Below are 15,988 nucleotides of genomic sequence, written 5' to 3' on the forward strand. Positions count from 1 at the left end.
TATTTGATCAACAAGGCCCTTTCACTTGCTCTTTTGAGTCCTTTTGCCTCGTATGCTGTAGGCAAATGTATACCTGATCATTGTGGCAGTGTGTATATTGAAAGGCTGTATGTAGAAGCGTCTGGGACCATATATATCGGCACAAGTGGAGATGAGAAAGTTCTAAATTGTCAGGCCGTTGCGGGGGTTTATGCCACTATACCAGCAGGTACACCTGGAGCAGATCTGCTTTATTCAACTTTGCTTGCTGCGCAAATGTCGAATAAGGTGATAACCACGTTACAAGTGGACGACAACAAGCCCGGCTGTGTTGTTCAATATGTAACCTTAGACAAGCAATAAGTTAAGTTGTGAATGATGGCGAGTATTTGGCCATCAAACCAACTCGGTAATAGCCCTTTTGCGATGCCAGAGCAATCGGGCTAGAGTGCTTAAAGCACACCGAGATTGAGCTGTTTTAAATATAGAGGCAAAAACGGTTTATTAGTTACAATCGAAGGCTTAATTTAACGGTCGCGTTTATGACCCATTACATCAATTAAGTTTTAAGATAAAAAGCTTTCGGGTTTATGCTCTAAATTTAATCGCTGCTCATCGATGAATTTTTGCGTAATCTATTTAGATAAACCCAACTATAATGAAGATTATACATTCCTAGTTTTCAACTCTCCCAAATTACATGCGATGACCTTTAAAAAGTGAATACAGGTCTAAATCTCAGGGGGGTACATTCTGTATTTTTGGCGGCTTTTTCATAATGAAAGCTAAATGCAATCAAGATTGCTACTTAATATCAATATGGCATCATTATATTTTAAGCTGTATTGGTGTGCTGAAGGTACACGTCTAAAATTATAAAGTTAACCAATAATATATAAAGGTGAGGTAGTTATGGAGCAGAGAATTTGCGTCGGTGCATTTGTTATACAAAACGAAAAGCTACTTATGGTGAACCATAAAAGAGAGGGGAGATATGACTTTTGGGTGACACCCGGTGGCGGTGTAAAAGGAACTGAGTCTTTAGAAGAAGCAGCAACCCGCGAAGTAAAAGAAGAAACTGGGCTTAACGTAAAGGTTAATAAACTCATGTATATAGAGCAAATGTTCACGCCCGAAGAGCGTTCAGTGAAATTTTGGTATCTCTGCGAGTTAATTGATGGTGAGCTCGACAGTAGCGCAGAAGAAGCCATTCGAGAGTTTATTGTTGACGCCGATTTTAAGGATAAAACTTTTATTAAGTCGAATGAAGTTTTTCCGCCGATGTTGAACGATGGGTTTTGGGAAAAAATAGCAAAAGATAATATACAACCAGAGGTTATAGAGCTTAGAGAGCTTAAGTTTTATTAAAGTTTAAACTTAGAATAATAATTTTAGTGTAATTCAACCCAGTCGTTTTTATATATAATAGCAGTGGTTTATATGGTACCGTTCCTCTTTTATGATATGAGATCAGTAAAAAGTGAAAAGAGCGATACTAACTCTGGCTCTACTAGCAACGGGGAACGTTGTTGCACAGCCGATTTATTGTAGTGGGAAAATTTCCAGTGTTTACATTCAGTCAGATGGGAACGTAAATATAAATGGAACTTGGCGAAATAGTTGGACATCAATTTGTAACACTAAAGGCAGCGATCCAATTACATGCTCATTGTGGGCTTCATATGCTGCTAGTGCAGTACAAAATAATTTAAAAGTTACGGTTAGCTATAACCTGCCCGCAGGTAGCAGTTGTGCTTCATTGGAAACATATGGTAATGCACCAAAGCCCACTTACTTTATGATACATAATCCTAGTATGTAATAAACCAATATTAATCGTAAATAGGCCATCGTACCCAAGCGTTAATTGTGCGAGGGTCTATTTACGATTTAATGGCTAAATATCTTCATCACTATACATTTCACTACGGTTGCGACCATTCTTTTTTGCAATGTACAGCGCGCGGTCAGCTAATGCCTGAGTTGATTCAATATGTTTTCTTGACACCGTACTACTAAAAGCAAGCCCTGCACTTACTGTTATTGGATTAGTGATAAACTCTGGCGACAATTGTTGCGCTTTGTGGGAAAAGGCTTCTCTAATTTTTTCTGATAATTGAAGCGTGTGAGTTGGTGTGATGTCAAACAGCAATATACAAAATTCCTCACCTCCCCAACGAACCACCAAATCCGAGCTCCTTACTTGGGATTTTAGTGTCGAGCCCAGCTCTGCCAAAATTGCATCCCCCATTGTATGTCCATACGTATCATTTACATGCTTGAAGTGGTCCACATCAAGCATAATCACGGCAAAAGAGTCACATTTCCTTTTTGATAAGGGCAAAATACTCTCAAGGCTCTTACTCAATCCATGGCGATTAAGTAAATCCGTTAGTTCATCATGGTGTGCAGAGTATTCTAATTTGCGAACAAACCGCCCAGCACTGAGTAGCATTAGTAATGGCGTACCGGCAACAATGCCTATCAAGGCTACTAGCCAAGTATAACCACCTACCCAACTAAAGTTAGACCCAATGTTTGGCAGTGAACCAAATGCACCGTAGAGTGTGTATAGAGCGCTAAGTGTGATTTCAAGAATAACTACCGCAATGGTTATTTGGGTAGCGAGGTATTCGTTTTTATCATGCTTTGCGTGCTGCCACAGTACCCAACCATAATGAGATCTAACACATATTAGCCAAATACCTATTACGGCTAGTCGCCATTCTCTATCAGGCATAACTAAGGTAAATAGAATTGACAAAGCCAAAACTGGAACGATTAAGAATGCAATACGTCTCGTAGAAGGTTTGATATACACGAAATGCCATGCACCGATGAGCCACAGAGAGTGCCCTAAAATCAAACAGGTATTAAAGGTGGTTACTAAGAGTGCGCGAGGCACATTTTGCATTGATAGCTGAGAAAGATAAGCTACGGATAGCACAGCTAAAGCTGCAGCCCAGTAGCGTGCTCCTTCTACTTTCTGGCTCATTCTTGCCATTGACATCAGGACTATTGAGCCTGTCAATGAAGCAATAAACAAAGAGAGCATTAACGTTAAATCATGGACTTGCACTTGTCGCTTAACCTGCTTATTTAACTACAAAAAGGACAGGAATGTTGATTTTTATTGAGCAATCAATTGGTTCCTTGTCTGCGCGCATAACGTAAAGCTTAGCAAAGCCCAGTTATTTTGCAGCGTAGTACGGTGACTCTATTTTACTTTACGCCTCATGATTATCATGCAATAAAGGTGGGATGTAGTGGTATGTATTAGGTTCTGGGAAAGTTTTATGGTCACTAGCAATAAAGTTTTGTTTGTATATGGAACATTGGCGCCAAATAGAGCGAATTCACACTTGCTTGAAGATATTGGTGGTAGTTTTGAGAAGGCTTTTGTGAGGGGAGATTTGTTCGAAGAAGGGTGGGGAGCTGCACAAGGGTACCCAGGTATTAAGCTCAATAAGGAAGGGCCTAGAATAGAAGGGTATATTTTTATATCTGAGCAATTGCCAAATCATTGGCGAGCGTTAGATGATTTTGAAGGGCCTGAGTATGAACGGGTTGAGTGCGATGCATGTACAGAAAGTGGTGAATACATCAAGGCAAGTGTCTATGCATTGGCAAAATAACGATTAACTCGAAGCAATGAATAAGAAGTAAAACAGAGAGTAATAGCATGGAGCAAAACAATGAATAATCCTATTGAGCAATTTTCGCAATGGTGGGAACAAGCGCTTATTGATTCGCCACTGAAGCAAAAGAGCGCTGTGTGTGTATCGACGATTGACCAAGAAGGTTTCCCAGCAGCGCGTTTTGTTGATTTGAAATCCGTTTCAAATGAGGGCATGGTGTTTTGTACTTACCTCAGCTCTCAAAAAGGCATAGAAATTAGTAAATGTAACAAAGTTGCACTTACTGCATGGTGGGATCATATTGGCTATCAAGTTAGAGTAACGGGCTGCGCTACAAGGTTGTCTGACATAGATGCAGAGAAGTATTGGAAAACGCGCACTCGATCAGCTCAAATAACGACACACGTTTGCGAGCAAAGTCAGCTCATAGCCAATCCATCTATGCTTGGGGGGAAAGTTGCCGAATATACTCAAAGTAATGAGGCTGAACCGATCGAAAGGCCAGTTAATTGGGGTGGGTACCGTATCAAGCCAATCCGCATTGAATTTTTGACATTCAAAGAAGATAGATTACACATTCGCGAGCTTTATACTTTGTGTAATGAAAAGTGGAATAGAGCTTATTTGCAACCTTAATTGCTAATGCGCTCATGAGACATGTCGTTATTGATTTAAGTATCTATAATTTAGAAACGCTTATACAAATGTTGGACGACTATGAACAGGTGCTTGATTGCACTTGCTTTACTCGCAAGTAGCCACTTTCCAGCTTCTTCACAGCCCATAAGAGTTGTTGTCAATGACTGGTCAAGCCAGCGAATATTGGCGAATATTGCAGGCGAGATTTTTCTTCGTTTAGGTTATGAAGTTGAGCTGATTAACATATCAGTAGATGTGCAATGGTATTTGCTTAAAACCAATCGTGTTGACCTGCAGCTTGAGATTTGGGAAGGTACGATGGAGGACAAGTATGAACAGCTGCACCAAGCAGGTGACCTAATTGATTTAGGGGACTACTCGGTTACAACTCGAGAGGATTGGTGGTATCCATTGTATGTCAAAAGCATGTGTCCAGGTTTACCGGATTGGAAAGCGCTTAAACAGTGTTTTGGTATTTTCGCTAGTCCAAGTTCACGAGGCAAGGGGGTTTATATTGCAGGCCCTTGGGAAAAGCCAGATCGAGCACGGATAAAAGCGCTGGGATTGAACTTTATCGTTGAGCAGGTAAATGACGACACAGAGCTTTGGAAACAATTAAAGCAGGCTGTTTCGAAACGCAAACCTGTGCTTATATTTAACTGGACACCCAATTGGGTAGGTGCGGTGTATCCAGGAGAGTTTGTAGAGTTTCCAGAGCACAGTGTTGAGTGCGAAACCGAGCCTGAATGGGGGATCAACTCTACATTAGTCCATGATTGTGGCAACCCCAAATCGGGTTGGTTAAAAAAAGTTTCCAGCAGACGCTTTGTAAAACTTTTTCCTTGTTTGGCTCAAAGTATTGAACGTTTTGATCTAACCAATGAAGAGATAGAGCAGCTATCTGCTCAAGTTAACAGAGAGTTGTTAAGCCCAAAACAAGTGGCACAGCGCTGGGTAAAAAGTCATAGAAAGCGTTGGGAGCAGTTATTTTCTGAGTGTAAGGCCCCCAAATTAAAAACTAATAACTAGGATGTTGACTGGCGTAGAATCAGTTTTGGTGGCAGTAAAGTATCTGTTATTTGCTCTTCACGAATTAACGCCAGTAGGTTTTGTACGAGCATTTGACCGGCTAATGTTGTATTTTGCTGAACTGTCGTCAGTGAAGGGCTAATATAATTAGCGGCGGCAATATTATCAAAGCCTATAACATTGACATCTTCAGGCACCCTCAAGCCAGCCTCTTTCAATGCTTTGATAGCACCGATTGCAATTAGATCGCTAGCTGCAAACAGCGCATTAAAAGAAACATTGTTCGCTAACAAAGAGCGAGTTGCATGGTAGCCAGAGTCTTCTGTAGAAATTGCATTCGCAACACAACGCTCTCCCAATGATATCTGGTGCTGATCTAAGGTATCTTTAAAACCTTTAAAACGAGTTAAAAACTCGGGGCTGTGCTCTGAAGCATCTCCAATAAATACGCAGCTGGTTTTGTTAAGCGAGATAAAATGCTGTGCGGCAAGTTGTCCGCCACCATAATTGTCACAACTGACCGTAAGATCTGGCCGCCCCTCGACCTTTGCACCCCAACAAACAAACTTAGTGTTTTGCGACAATAAGTTTTGTAACCGTGATTGATAATCCATGTAATCGCCATAACCAAGTAGAATTATGCCGTCTGCGCGATGGCTATCTTCATATTCAGCACGCCAATCTTGGCTAGCTGACTGAAAGGACACGAGTAGGTCATAACCTTCTTTTGCGCAGGCTCGAGTGATGCTACCAAGCATGTTTAAAAAGAAAGGATTGATCTGAGACTCATCACCGGTAGGGTCCTCGAAAAGTAAAATAGCTAGCGTTGCACTTTGTTGCGTGCGCAAATTACTGGCATTTTTATCTACCTTATAATTGAGCTGCTTAGCAATTTCCCAGACTTTTTTGCGGGTTTCCTCATTTACAAGTGGGCTGTTTCTGAGCGCTCTTGAAACAGTCGATTGGGAAACTCCCGCATAGTGCGCGATGTCAAAAGAGGTTGCTTTTCCTTTCGTTTTCATGTTCTGCGTTATTTTAATGATGTCTTGGACATTGTCTGTGATTAAATTTTTTTTGCAACCAATTTCACAAAAGGTGCAAATTTTTATTGATGAAGTTTGACACCGGTGTCATAATGTCACTGTTTTATCATTTTGTTGTCAAAACATATTTGGCTGCCCTTTATAGGGCAGCATTTTTTCAGCCTGCGTGCAAAGTTTCGGCTGAGTATTTATTGGGATAACAAGCAGGGGCAACCCTGAATGGTGGTTGGAACACCACTACAACAGAGAAAAAACAACATGAGCCAGACAACACTTAAAAGTCTAAATGGTCATGACCGTGCGTTCGAACCGATCATCGTTGCAGATATTGGTGGAACAAATGCGCGATTTGCTGTCGTGACAGAATTTAATTTGGAAACAAACCAGTTCGTTATAGACCATCAATTCACTTTTCCCAGTGCGGAATTTCAATCCTTTGAATCTGCCCTTTCAGCATTTCTTGCTAAATTAACAATTAAAAAACCTTCCAGAGCCTGCTTTGCTGTCGCAGGACCAATCAAAGGTCAGCAAGTTTATCTGACTAACTTGGGCTGGAATTTTAATACCCAAGATGTAAAAAGTGATTTTGGTTTTAGCGAGCTCGCTGTAATTAATGATTTTGCTGCTTTTGCTTTTGCGGCGCCTCACTTAAGCAAAGAAGACAATATTCAAGTGAAAACAGGTCAAGCAGATCCAAACGCCAACATTGCAGTGTTAGGTCCAGGTACTGGGTTTGGCGCGGCTTGCCATGTGAAAGATATCCATGGCAGTGCGGTAATGAGCTGTGAAGCAGGGCACATTAGTTTGGCAGCGGTAACCGAATTAGATAGACAACTTTTGCAAGTACTTAAAGAAAGCACACAACATGTATCTGTAGAAACGGTTTTTTCAGGACCTGGTTTGGCTCGATTGTATAAAGCAATGGCGCAAGTAAAAGGTGTACCAGCTGAAGATTTGAATGCAGCGCAGATCAGCGCGAGAGCGAATGAATGTGATGTATGTGACGCTACACTCAATCAATTTTGTGATTGGATAGGTAGTGTTGCCGGTGATATCGCGTTGACCTTTGGGGCGTTAGGCGGCGTATTTATAGGCGGTGGAATATTGCCCCGCATGACCGAGCGGCTTATTTCTAGCCGATTTGTTGAAAGGTTTACGGAAAAGGGGATAATGTCTCAGTACGCTGGGCAGATTCCAGTGACTTTGGTTGTGCAGGACAATATTCCTCTAATTGGTGCTGCGGCATGCTTACATGACCGAGACCAGTTTTCGTAAATTGGAATAAATATGAAAAAAGTTACCATAAACAGTGTTGCAGAATATGCCGGGGTATCCAAAAAAACGGTATCTCGTGTATTAAATAATGAGCCAAATGTTAGCCCCGCAACACGTGAAAAGGTGCTCAAAGTATTCAAAGAGCTCGATTACAAACCTAACCCAATAGCACGAGGGCTCGCTCGGAATAAAAGCTTCATCATTGGTTGTTTGTATGACAATCCAAGTAAAAGTTATATTACACGTGTGCAAAGTGGCGCACTAGAAGCCTGCCATAAGTTCAATTACAACTTGCTTATTCACCCTTGTGAATTGAGAGGCACAGAGCTGATTGAAAATGTGGGGCAATTACTAACAACATCGAGGCTAGATGGCTTGGTGTTGACGCCACCATTTTCCGACTCACAAGAACTAATTGACTACTTGAAACAGCAAGATATTCCATATGCGCGGGTTGCTTCGGCTATTCAAGATGACTCATCAATTTCTGTGCGTAGCAATGATGAGCAGGGAGCATTTGAATTAACAGAGCATCTTATATCTCTGGGTCATAGAGATATCGCTTTCATTAAAGGTCATCCAGATCATAGTGCAACTGAAAAGCGTTTCAGCGGTTACCGCAATGCACTTGTGAAACACGGTATTGACTTCAAATCTCACTTGGTTGCTGAGGGTAACTTTAGTTATCACTCAGGTGCAGATAGCGCAAAAGAAATTCTTGATCTTGATCCTATGCCTACGGCCGTGTTTGCCTCAAATGATTACATGGCAGCTGCTGTTTTAAAGTTGGCGACGCAAAGGCAGTTGAAAGTACCCGGGGATATTTCTATAGCGGGGTTTGACAATGCACCTATTGCGAGACATATCTGGCCTGGATTGACTACAATTGCGCAACCTGTAGAAGAAATGACACGTCAAGCTGTTGAGCAGTTAATTATGCAAATATCTGATCCTTCAACAGAAGTTTATCAAAAAGTATTAGAGGCAAAACTTATCACGCGAGAGTCTACTGCTGCGAGATAGTTACTATCTTTTTACATTTACTTGCCAAAAGCCCAATCCTAGCGATTGGGCTTTTTTTGTCCATAATTTAGATATGGGTTTTATTTAATCTAATTTTCATATTCAACTGTTGACACCGGTGTCAGGAATGTGAGTTAATACAGTGACACCGGTGTCAGGTTGAGGTGAGAGACAACCTGATAGCGTACCTTTGAACGGGTAAATCAAAGCAGCTCAGTACATATGAATGTGCTGAGCCTTTTTCCTCTAAACATGCAGAGAGGCAGATTATGTTGCATCCTCGAATTCAAGAAGTTACTGAAAGAGTTGTAAAACGCAGCCAACAGACTCGAAGTGCCTACCTAAAGCGTATTCAAGAAGCAAAAAAACAAACGCGCGTTAGAGCTGGGTTAGGTTGTGGTAACTTAGCACACGTTATGGCTGCGTGTTCAAGCAGTGACAAAGCGAGATTAAAGGCTGACGATCAGCCAAACCTTGCGATCATTAATTCTTACAATGATATGCTTTCTGCTCATGTCCCCTATATCGAATATCCAGATTTAATCAAAAAGATAGCAACCAAATACGACGCTACAGCACAAGTTGCTGGTGGTGTACCTGCAATGTGTGACGGTGTAACGCAAGGCCGTGACGGAATGGAGCTATCTTTGTTCTCGCGTGATGTAATCGCAATGTCGACTGCTGTTGCGCTATCTCATGACGTTTTCGATGGTGTATTTTGCTTAGGTGTGTGCGACAAGATAGTACCAGGGCTATTAATTGGCTCATTGTCTTTTGGTCATTTACCTATTTTCTTCTTACCAGCTGGTCCAATGGAATCTGGTATCCCAAATAAAGAAAAAGCACGTGTTCGTCAGAGTTTCGCTCAGGGCTTAGTAAGTCGAGAAGAGTTGCTGGAAGCTGAGAGTGCATCTTATCACAGTGCTGGTACATGTACCTTTTATGGAACAGCAAACTCAAACCAAATGTTGATGGAAATTATGGGTTTGCACTTGCCAGGTAGCTCATTCATCAACCCATACACCGAATTGCGTAATGGCCTTACAGCCAGTGCCGTTCAATTGATGCTTGAACAGCTAATTAAGACCAAATCAGCAAATCCAATTGGCGAAGTTGTCAGTGAGAAAACCGTTATCAATGGTTTAGTTGGCTTGCTTGCAACAGGTGGCTCAACAAACCATGCAATTCATTTGGTGGCTATGGCTAAAGCCGCAGGCGTTCAGATTACTTGGAAGGACATGGCAGAATTGTCAGAAGTTGTTCCACTACTAACACGTATCTATCCAAATGGTTCTGCAGACGTTAACCACTTCCAAGCAGCAGGTGGCATGGGCTTCCTAATGCGTGAATTGCGTGACGCTGGCTTTTTACATAACGATGTTAAGACAATTGTTGGTGAAGGGTTAGATGATTATACCAAAGAGCCTGTATTGGATGTGGACACAAATGTGATCATGACTAATAGCGAAGGCCCGAGCAAAGTTAAGTGGGTGCCGTGTCCAGAAAACTCACTTGATGAAGATGTATTGAGACCGGTGTCAAATCCGTTTAATAAGCAAGGTGGCTTACAGTTGTTAACGGGCAATTTGGGCAAAGCGGTTATCAAAGTTTCAGCGGTAGATGAAAAGCATCAGGTTGTTTCTGCTCCTGCAAAAGTATTTAGCTCTCAGGCGGCTCTACAAGATGCTTTTGCAAACGGTGAGCTAAATAGAGACTTCATCGCAGTTATTAAAGAGCAGGGGCCGAAAGCCAAAGGGATGCCTGAGTTACACAAGCTAACACCTGTTATGGCGACACTTCAGGACCAAGGCTACAAGGTGGCAATCGTCACTGATGGTCGTATGTCTGGCGCATCTGGAAAGGTACCGGCGGCAATCCACTTGGCACCTGAAGCGGTAGAAGGTGGCACGATAGCGAAAATTCGTGAGGGCGATTTAATCACTTTAGACGCACCAAATGGTGATCTAGTACTTCATGTTTCAGATGAAGAGCTTGCCAAACGAGAGCTTGAGCTAACTCAGCCAGAGTTAACTTTTGGTACAGGGCGAGAGCTATTCACTGGCTTTAGAAACATGGTAAGCAGCGCAGATATGGGCGCAAGCGCCTTTGGTATCGACGAATAACATCATTGGGAATGGGGTAATTATGAAAATACAAGAAATTTTATCGGCAGCACCAGTGGTACCTGTCATTGTTATTGAAGAGCTAGAAGATGCTATCCCTCTTGCTAGAGCGCTTTATAACGGTGGTCTGCGCGCGTTGGAAGTAACTTTAAGAACTCCGGTAGCAGCAGAAGCAGTAAAACAAATTAAAGAAGCGTTGCCAGAGGCATATGTTGGCACAGGCACGGTTGTCGACAAAGCGTCGTTTGAAGCATCTGTAAATGCTGGTGCAGATTTTATGGTCAGTCCAGGTGTGAGCTCTGAGTTATTAGAGTTAGCAAAAAGTACTGATATTCCATTTTTGCCAGGTGCTGCAACACCTAGTGAAGCAATGGAGCTAGCTGCACATGGCTTTAAGTTTTTAAAGTTTTTCCCAGCGGAAGCTGCGGGTGGTGCACCAATGTTGAAATCTATTGGTGGGCCTCTTCCACAAGTGACATTTTGTCCAACTGGTGGGATTTCACTGGAAAGTGCGCCTAAATATTTGGCGCTAAAAAATGTAGTTTGCGTTGGCGGTACTTGGATGCTGGATAAATCGCTAATTGCAAATAAAGATTGGCAAGCCATCGAAGCGCTTGCGAAACAAGCAAGTGAAGTTAAATAATTAGGGGAATGTAATCATGATTAACATCGCAATTAATGGCTATGGCCGTATCGGTCGCAACGTACTACGTGCACTTTATGAGTCTGGCCAGAACGAACAAATTAAGATTGTTGCTATTAACGACTTAGCACCAGCTGAAACAAATGCACACTTAACGCAATTTGACTCAGTTCATGGTCGTTTTCAAGAAAAGCTAACTTTAGCTGGCAACACTCTTATTATTGGCAACGATGAAATTACATTAACCCAAGAACGTGACCCTGCTAACCTGCCTTGGAAAGCTCTTAATGTGGATATCGTACTTGAATGTACAGGTATTTTTACTTCACGTGATGCGGCTGCAAAGCATATTGAAGCAGGTGCAAAGAAAGTGATTGTATCTGCACCAGGTACTGACTTAGACGCGACAGTTGTTCATGGTGTGAACAGTGAAGTGCTAAACGCCGAGAGCAATATTGTCTCTAACGCTTCTTGTACTACGAACTGTTTAGCGCCTGTGGCTAAAGCATTAAACGATGTGGTAGGCATTGAGCAGGGAAGCATGACAACAATTCATGCGTTCACTAACGATCAGAATCTATGTGACGTTTATCATAAAGATTTATATCGTGCTCGTAGTGCAACGCAATCGATGATCCCAACTAAAACGGGAGCTGCAAAAGCGGTTGGCTTAGTACTTCCAGAGCTTGCAGGTAAGCTTGATGGAATGGCCGTTCGAGTTCCTACGGTGAATGTGTCACTTGTAGATTTAACTTTTGTTGCTAAGCGCGAGACTACTGCAGAAGAAGTGAATGAAATCGTTAAGGCAGCTGCTGAAGGCGCTATGGCTGGCGTACTTGAGTACAACACGTTACCGCTCGTTTCTATTGATTTTAACCACAACCCTGCGTCATCTGTGTTTGATGCTACGCAAACAAAAGTTGAAGGTAAACTGGTTAAGGTCATGGCTTGGTATGACAACGAATGGGGCTTCTCTAACAGAATGATTGATCAGGTTAAAGCGTTAGGCGCATTCCTGTAAAAATGTTTATTTAAAAGGCCCCGCAAATGCGGGGCCTTTTTTGTTTATACGCATAAAGAACTTGGCTTTGTGTGCTAAATATATCTCAACTCGGCCTATTTCTTAAACAGAAGCATATTGGTCGAGGTCATTTCGGTATAAACAACGATTAAACCTATTATCAATTGGTATAAGTCACTTGTGAATCATCGCGCAATGTGAAAAAATTCCAACCAAACAAAATACAGTAAACTCCGATTCGAGGAACATAATATGCGCATTATCCTTTTAGGCGCGCCTGGTGCTGGTAAAGGCACTCAAGCTCAATTTCTGATGGAAAAATTTGGTATCCCACAAATCTCTACAGGCGACATGTTACGTGCCGCGATCAGTGAAGGTACACCGCTAGGTTTAGAAGCAAAGAAAGTAATGGATGCAGGCCAGTTGGTTTCTGATGAAATTATCATTGGTTTAGTTAAAGAGCGTATTGCAAAGCCTGATTGTGAAAAAGGTTTCCTACTAGATGGTTTCCCGCGCACTATTCCTCAAGCTGATGCAATGAAAGAAAACGCGATCAATATTGATCACGTAATTGAATTCGATGTTGCTGATGAAATTATTGTTGAGCGCATGGGCGGCCGTCGCGTACACCCAGGCTCTGGTCGTGTTTACCACGTTGTTTACAATCCACCTAAGGTTGAAGGTAAAGATGATGAGACAGGTGAAGACTTAATTATCCGTGCTGATGATACCGAAGAAACGGTACGTAAGCGCCTAGGTATCTACCATGACCAAACAAGACCTCTAGTTGACTACTACCAAGCAGAGGCGGAAGCTGGCAATACGCAGTATCACAAACTTGACGGTACACAAGCAGTAGAAAGCGTGAGCCAAAAGCTAGGTGAATTACTAGGTTAATTTACTGACCAAGTATTTAGACAGTAAAGCCCAGCGATAGCTGGGTTTTTTTATGCGCGAAAAGTAAGAAAAAGTGCGCCTTATTTCGAGCAAGGCGCGAATATATTTGGGGGAATCCAAATGCCAAACCATATAATTTGGGCAGGGATATTAAACACTATATTTATGACTAAATTATGACAAGGTGGCGCTGCCAGACTGATGGGCTTTGTGTTGCATCACTAGCTTATCAGCAGCACAAGGCTTGCTAAACCAGTACCCCTGGAATTCTTTAATGCCGAGCTCACACAACATAGCATAATCGCTGTGTGTTTCTACACCCTCTGCAAGCAGAGATATGTGCATATTGTCGCAGATAGTAATTAACCCAAGTAATAATGCATGCTGCTTTTTAACATCATTGATATCAGTTAGTAAGCTCCTATCTAGCTTAAGGCGCTTAATGGGGCATTCTAGTACGCGAGCAATGTTTGAGTATCCAGTACCAAAATCATCGATGCTGAGAATAAACCCGAGTTCTTCTAGCCTGTTCATTGTGTGGTTGTGATCATCTGCAAAGCTATACTCAGTTAGTTCAAGTTCTATAGAGCTAGGGGAGATACCATAAGCCTGTGTAATTCTCTGAACATCATTTACAAACTCAGGGTCCGCAATATCACGAGAGCTGATATTGATGGCTATTGGTACATCAATATACGAGTTCTTAGTTAAAAACTGGCAAACCATTTCGAGCATCGTTCGTGTAACATAGCTGACAAGTCCAAATTCTTCCGCAATTGGAATAAATTGAGAAGGCGGAACCCAGCCTAATAGATTACTATGCCATCTCGCCAAGGCTTCATAACCGATAATGTTTTTGTCAATATCATGCTTACTTTGCAGATATAACTTAAGTTCGCCCAGTTCAATGGACTTTTCTAAAAGCAGTGCCATTTCATGACGAGCAAGCGTTTGTCTTCGCGTTAGTTGATCAAATATGGTGACCATTTGTTCGGGGGCGCGAAGTTCGCATGCCTGTAGTGCATTCTTCAGTAATCTCTCAGCAACATAACCATGTTCGGGATAGGTTGCGATACCGATTGCGTACTTTGAATGAAATTGGTGTTGCCCTAGTTTTAACCAAAAGTCGAGGTTCTTATGCCATCGATTTGCGGTCTCACTCAGAGAGCTTTGGGTTTCAACAAGAATAGCGATACGCCCAGCGCCAATATATGCGATTTGGTCAAGCAAATCAGCTTCCTGCTCAACTAATTGGTTTATACGAGAGTAGAGCGTACGATGTTGTTCACCATCAATCATATAGTCTAAAACATGCTTATTCAGATTGTCTGCTATTAACAAAGCAAAAGGAGTACCTCTATCAATATGTACTTGTAATTGCTCTAGCAGCCATGTTTTGTTCGGTAAGTTGGTTGTTTTATCAAAGTATTTGGCTTGCTGGTGCGCGACGTCCAAAGCGAGTAAATCGTGCTGCATTTGTTGTTGATCAGAGACATCTTCTAAATACCAAGCTTTAATTCTGTCTGAGTGCTGTTCTTGTGCAGCTACTTCAATACATTTATTGTCAATGGTAAATGTTTTGGCAACATCCATCAGTAATTCGTTGTCAGAAGTCAGAAAAGTTATGTCATCTTTAGTAATGCGACTTAGATTAAGTGGCAGGGGAGTCGTTTGGATCCCAAGCAACCTTTTTGCTTTATCATTAGCCTCAACAATATTTAGTGATGGATCGACGAGAAGAATGGCATTATATGATTTTTGAAAGAAGCGCTGATATATTTGTTTTTGAGATCTCAAAAGTGAATTATTTTCCAGCATGTGCTGGTTTAACCGATTTGCAGCTAAACTCGTCCTCCATACAGCTAACGGAATACAGCAATTTAAGAAGAAAAACAGTAAGAGCTGAATGTGCAAAGGCGCGTCCACCAGCATACGTTGACCTTTCGGCAGAAGTGACAGGTCGATATTGTTCACAATCATTAGAAAGGGAAGGATATTGATAAGCGCGTAAAATGTTGCCGTTTTCTTACCAATTAAAATCAGTGCAATGATTGGCGTAATATACATAAATATAGAGCCAAGGTGTGCAAGCGTTACGTTTGGGATAAATAAGTTGATAAACACACCTGCCATCACAATGCTGAATAGCAATAATTGCGCAGTGATGAAAAATGCTCGTCTACTTAAATAAAGTAAACCAGCTAAGCTGACTGTATAACCTGCTGTTAAAGCAATAACATAATCCAAATTATAGTCGATGGCTGCAGGCAAGCTGTTGAGGAAAATTCCAAGGCAAAGTATCAAGCCCGTGGTTAGAATAATTCTAAGCGCACTAAGCCTCCATGCTGGGACCTTAACAGTGGGTCTTTGTTCTTCTTCAAGCAAGAAAAATCGACTAAAAGTACTCAAAACTAAATATTTCGTATTATTATTTTGAACAATACTAAGGTCTACGCGTACACAATTCAATGACAAATAGTTAAAATAAGGACCTAAATCAAAGTGATTACGCTGTCATAAGGTATCGCGAACATAGTAAAATGCATTGTTTAGACCGAAGTTTAAGCTTTTCAGACATAATTGCTGAATGTTAAGGGCAGTTAAATATCGCCGTTGTTTCAGGCGAAATATTACATCAACCCTTTTGTTATGAATGAATTGATTGATAAGTATCCAAA

The 15,988-nt window shown here is 41.7% G+C and carries 14 protein-coding genes; 11 read left to right on the forward strand and 3 right to left on the reverse strand.

Going from position 1 to position 15,988, the window contains the following annotated elements:
• Together N475_RS20105 and N475_RS20110 are read left to right on the forward strand one after the other, a co-directional pair.
• On the forward strand, positions 1-342 hold a 342-nt coding region (locus N475_RS20105), incomplete at its 5' end, for a hypothetical protein (protein WP_081232473.1).
• A gap of 549 nt (positions 343-891) precedes the next feature.
• Positions 892-1,347: an NUDIX domain-containing protein gene (locus N475_RS20110; protein ID WP_063356449.1), complete on the forward strand. Its 456-nt coding sequence runs from the start codon at positions 892-894 to the stop codon at positions 1,345-1,347.
• A 529-nt stretch (positions 1,348-1,876) separates the two neighbouring features.
• Here the strand turns inward: N475_RS20110 and N475_RS20120 are convergent.
• The gene (locus N475_RS20120) at positions 1,877-2,974 is read right to left on the reverse strand and encodes a GGDEF domain-containing protein (protein ID WP_162269617.1); all 1,098 of its coding nucleotides are present in this window, start codon (positions 2,972-2,974) and stop codon (positions 1,877-1,879) included.
• 301 nt (positions 2,975-3,275) lie between these two features.
• On the opposite strand from N475_RS20120, the gene N475_RS20125 reads away from it, so the two are divergent.
• The 3 genes from N475_RS20125 (at position 3,276) to N475_RS20135 (ending at position 5,285) form a co-directional block, all read left to right on the forward strand.
• Complete coding sequence (locus tag N475_RS20125; RefSeq protein WP_063365846.1) at positions 3,276-3,614, forward strand: gamma-glutamylcyclotransferase family protein; 339 nt, start codon at positions 3,276-3,278, stop codon at positions 3,612-3,614.
• A 42-nt stretch (positions 3,615-3,656) separates the two neighbouring features.
• On the forward strand, positions 3,657-4,253 hold the full coding sequence (locus N475_RS20130; RefSeq protein ID WP_319609860.1) for a pyridoxine/pyridoxamine 5'-phosphate oxidase: 597 nt from the start codon (positions 3,657-3,659) through the stop codon (positions 4,251-4,253).
• Positions 4,254-4,334: 81 nt separating this feature from the next.
• Positions 4,335-5,285 carry an ABC transporter substrate-binding protein gene (locus N475_RS20135; RefSeq protein WP_063356444.1) on the forward strand — a complete coding sequence of 317 codons (951 nt, stop codon included), beginning with the start codon at positions 4,335-4,337 and terminating at the stop codon, positions 5,283-5,285.
• Here N475_RS20135 and N475_RS20140 read toward each other — a convergent pair.
• Positions 5,282-6,307 carry a LacI family DNA-binding transcriptional regulator gene (locus N475_RS20140; RefSeq protein WP_063356443.1) on the reverse strand — a complete coding sequence of 342 codons (1,026 nt, stop codon included), beginning with the start codon at positions 6,305-6,307 and terminating at the stop codon, positions 5,282-5,284. The two genes, N475_RS20135 and N475_RS20140, sit on opposite strands and share 4 nt — an antisense overlap.
• 279 nt (positions 6,308-6,586) lie before the next feature.
• Here N475_RS20140 and glk point away from each other — a divergent pair, with 279 nt between their 5' ends.
• The 6 genes from glk (at position 6,587) to adk (ending at position 13,310) form a co-directional block, all read left to right on the forward strand.
• Complete coding sequence (glk, locus tag N475_RS20145; RefSeq protein WP_063356457.1) at positions 6,587-7,603, forward strand: glucokinase; 1,017 nt, start codon at positions 6,587-6,589, stop codon at positions 7,601-7,603.
• Positions 7,604-7,615: 12 nt separating this feature from the next.
• On the forward strand, positions 7,616-8,626 hold the full coding sequence (locus N475_RS20150) for a LacI family DNA-binding transcriptional regulator (protein WP_063356442.1): 1,011 nt from the start codon (positions 7,616-7,618) through the stop codon (positions 8,624-8,626).
• A gap of 269 nt (positions 8,627-8,895) precedes the next feature.
• Positions 8,896-10,749 carry a phosphogluconate dehydratase gene (edd, locus tag N475_RS20155; protein WP_063356441.1) on the forward strand — a complete coding sequence of 618 codons (1,854 nt, stop codon included), beginning with the start codon at positions 8,896-8,898 and terminating at the stop codon, positions 10,747-10,749.
• Positions 10,750-10,771: 22 nt separating this feature from the next.
• A complete protein-coding gene (locus N475_RS20160) occupies positions 10,772-11,392 on the forward strand; it encodes a bifunctional 4-hydroxy-2-oxoglutarate aldolase/2-dehydro-3-deoxy-phosphogluconate aldolase (protein ID WP_063356440.1) in 621 nt (206 codons plus the stop codon).
• A gap of 16 nt (positions 11,393-11,408) precedes the next feature.
• Positions 11,409-12,413, forward strand: a complete 1,005-nt coding sequence (gene gap / locus N475_RS20165; RefSeq protein ID WP_063356439.1) for a type I glyceraldehyde-3-phosphate dehydrogenase — start codon at positions 11,409-11,411, stop codon at positions 12,411-12,413.
• A 252-nt stretch (positions 12,414-12,665) separates the two neighbouring features.
• Complete coding sequence (gene adk / locus N475_RS20170; RefSeq protein ID WP_063356438.1) at positions 12,666-13,310, forward strand: adenylate kinase; 645 nt, start codon at positions 12,666-12,668, stop codon at positions 13,308-13,310.
• A 174-nt stretch (positions 13,311-13,484) separates the two neighbouring features.
• Here adk and N475_RS20175 read toward each other — a convergent pair whose 3' ends face one another.
• Complete coding sequence (locus N475_RS20175; RefSeq protein WP_155730865.1) at positions 13,485-15,719, reverse strand: GGDEF domain-containing phosphodiesterase; 2,235 nt, start codon at positions 15,717-15,719, stop codon at positions 13,485-13,487.
• Positions 15,720-15,988: the final 269 nt, after the last annotated feature.

This window comes from Pseudoalteromonas luteoviolacea DSM 6061 (assembly GCF_001625655.1).
Classification (GTDB): domain Bacteria; phylum Pseudomonadota; class Gammaproteobacteria; order Enterobacterales; family Alteromonadaceae; genus Pseudoalteromonas; species Pseudoalteromonas luteoviolacea.

Excerpts from the sequence above, each read along its gene's own strand:
- adk (WP_063356438.1), top strand. The coding sequence starts at position 12,666 with ATGCGCATTATCCTTTTAGGCGCGCCTGGTGCTGGTAAAGGCACTCAA.
- N475_RS20140 (WP_063356443.1), bottom strand. The coding sequence starts at position 6,307 with ATGAAAACGAAAGGAAAAGCAACCTCTTTTGACATCGCGCACTATGCG.
- N475_RS20125 (WP_063365846.1), top strand. The coding sequence starts at position 3,276 with ATGGTCACTAGCAATAAAGTTTTGTTTGTATATGGAACATTGGCGCCA.
- gap (WP_063356439.1), top strand. The coding sequence starts at position 11,409 with ATGATTAACATCGCAATTAATGGCTATGGCCGTATCGGTCGCAACGTA.
- N475_RS20110 (WP_063356449.1), top strand. The coding sequence starts at position 892 with ATGGAGCAGAGAATTTGCGTCGGTGCATTTGTTATACAAAACGAAAAG.
- glk (WP_063356457.1), top strand. The coding sequence starts at position 6,587 with ATGAGCCAGACAACACTTAAAAGTCTAAATGGTCATGACCGTGCGTTC.
- N475_RS20160 (WP_063356440.1), top strand. The coding sequence starts at position 10,772 with ATGAAAATACAAGAAATTTTATCGGCAGCACCAGTGGTACCTGTCATT.
- N475_RS20135 (WP_063356444.1), top strand. The coding sequence starts at position 4,335 with ATGAACAGGTGCTTGATTGCACTTGCTTTACTCGCAAGTAGCCACTTT.
- N475_RS20150 (WP_063356442.1), top strand. The coding sequence starts at position 7,616 with ATGAAAAAAGTTACCATAAACAGTGTTGCAGAATATGCCGGGGTATCC.
- N475_RS20120 (WP_162269617.1), bottom strand. The coding sequence starts at position 2,974 with ATGAGCCAGAAAGTAGAAGGAGCACGCTACTGGGCTGCAGCTTTAGCT.
- edd (WP_063356441.1), top strand. The coding sequence starts at position 8,896 with ATGTTGCATCCTCGAATTCAAGAAGTTACTGAAAGAGTTGTAAAACGC.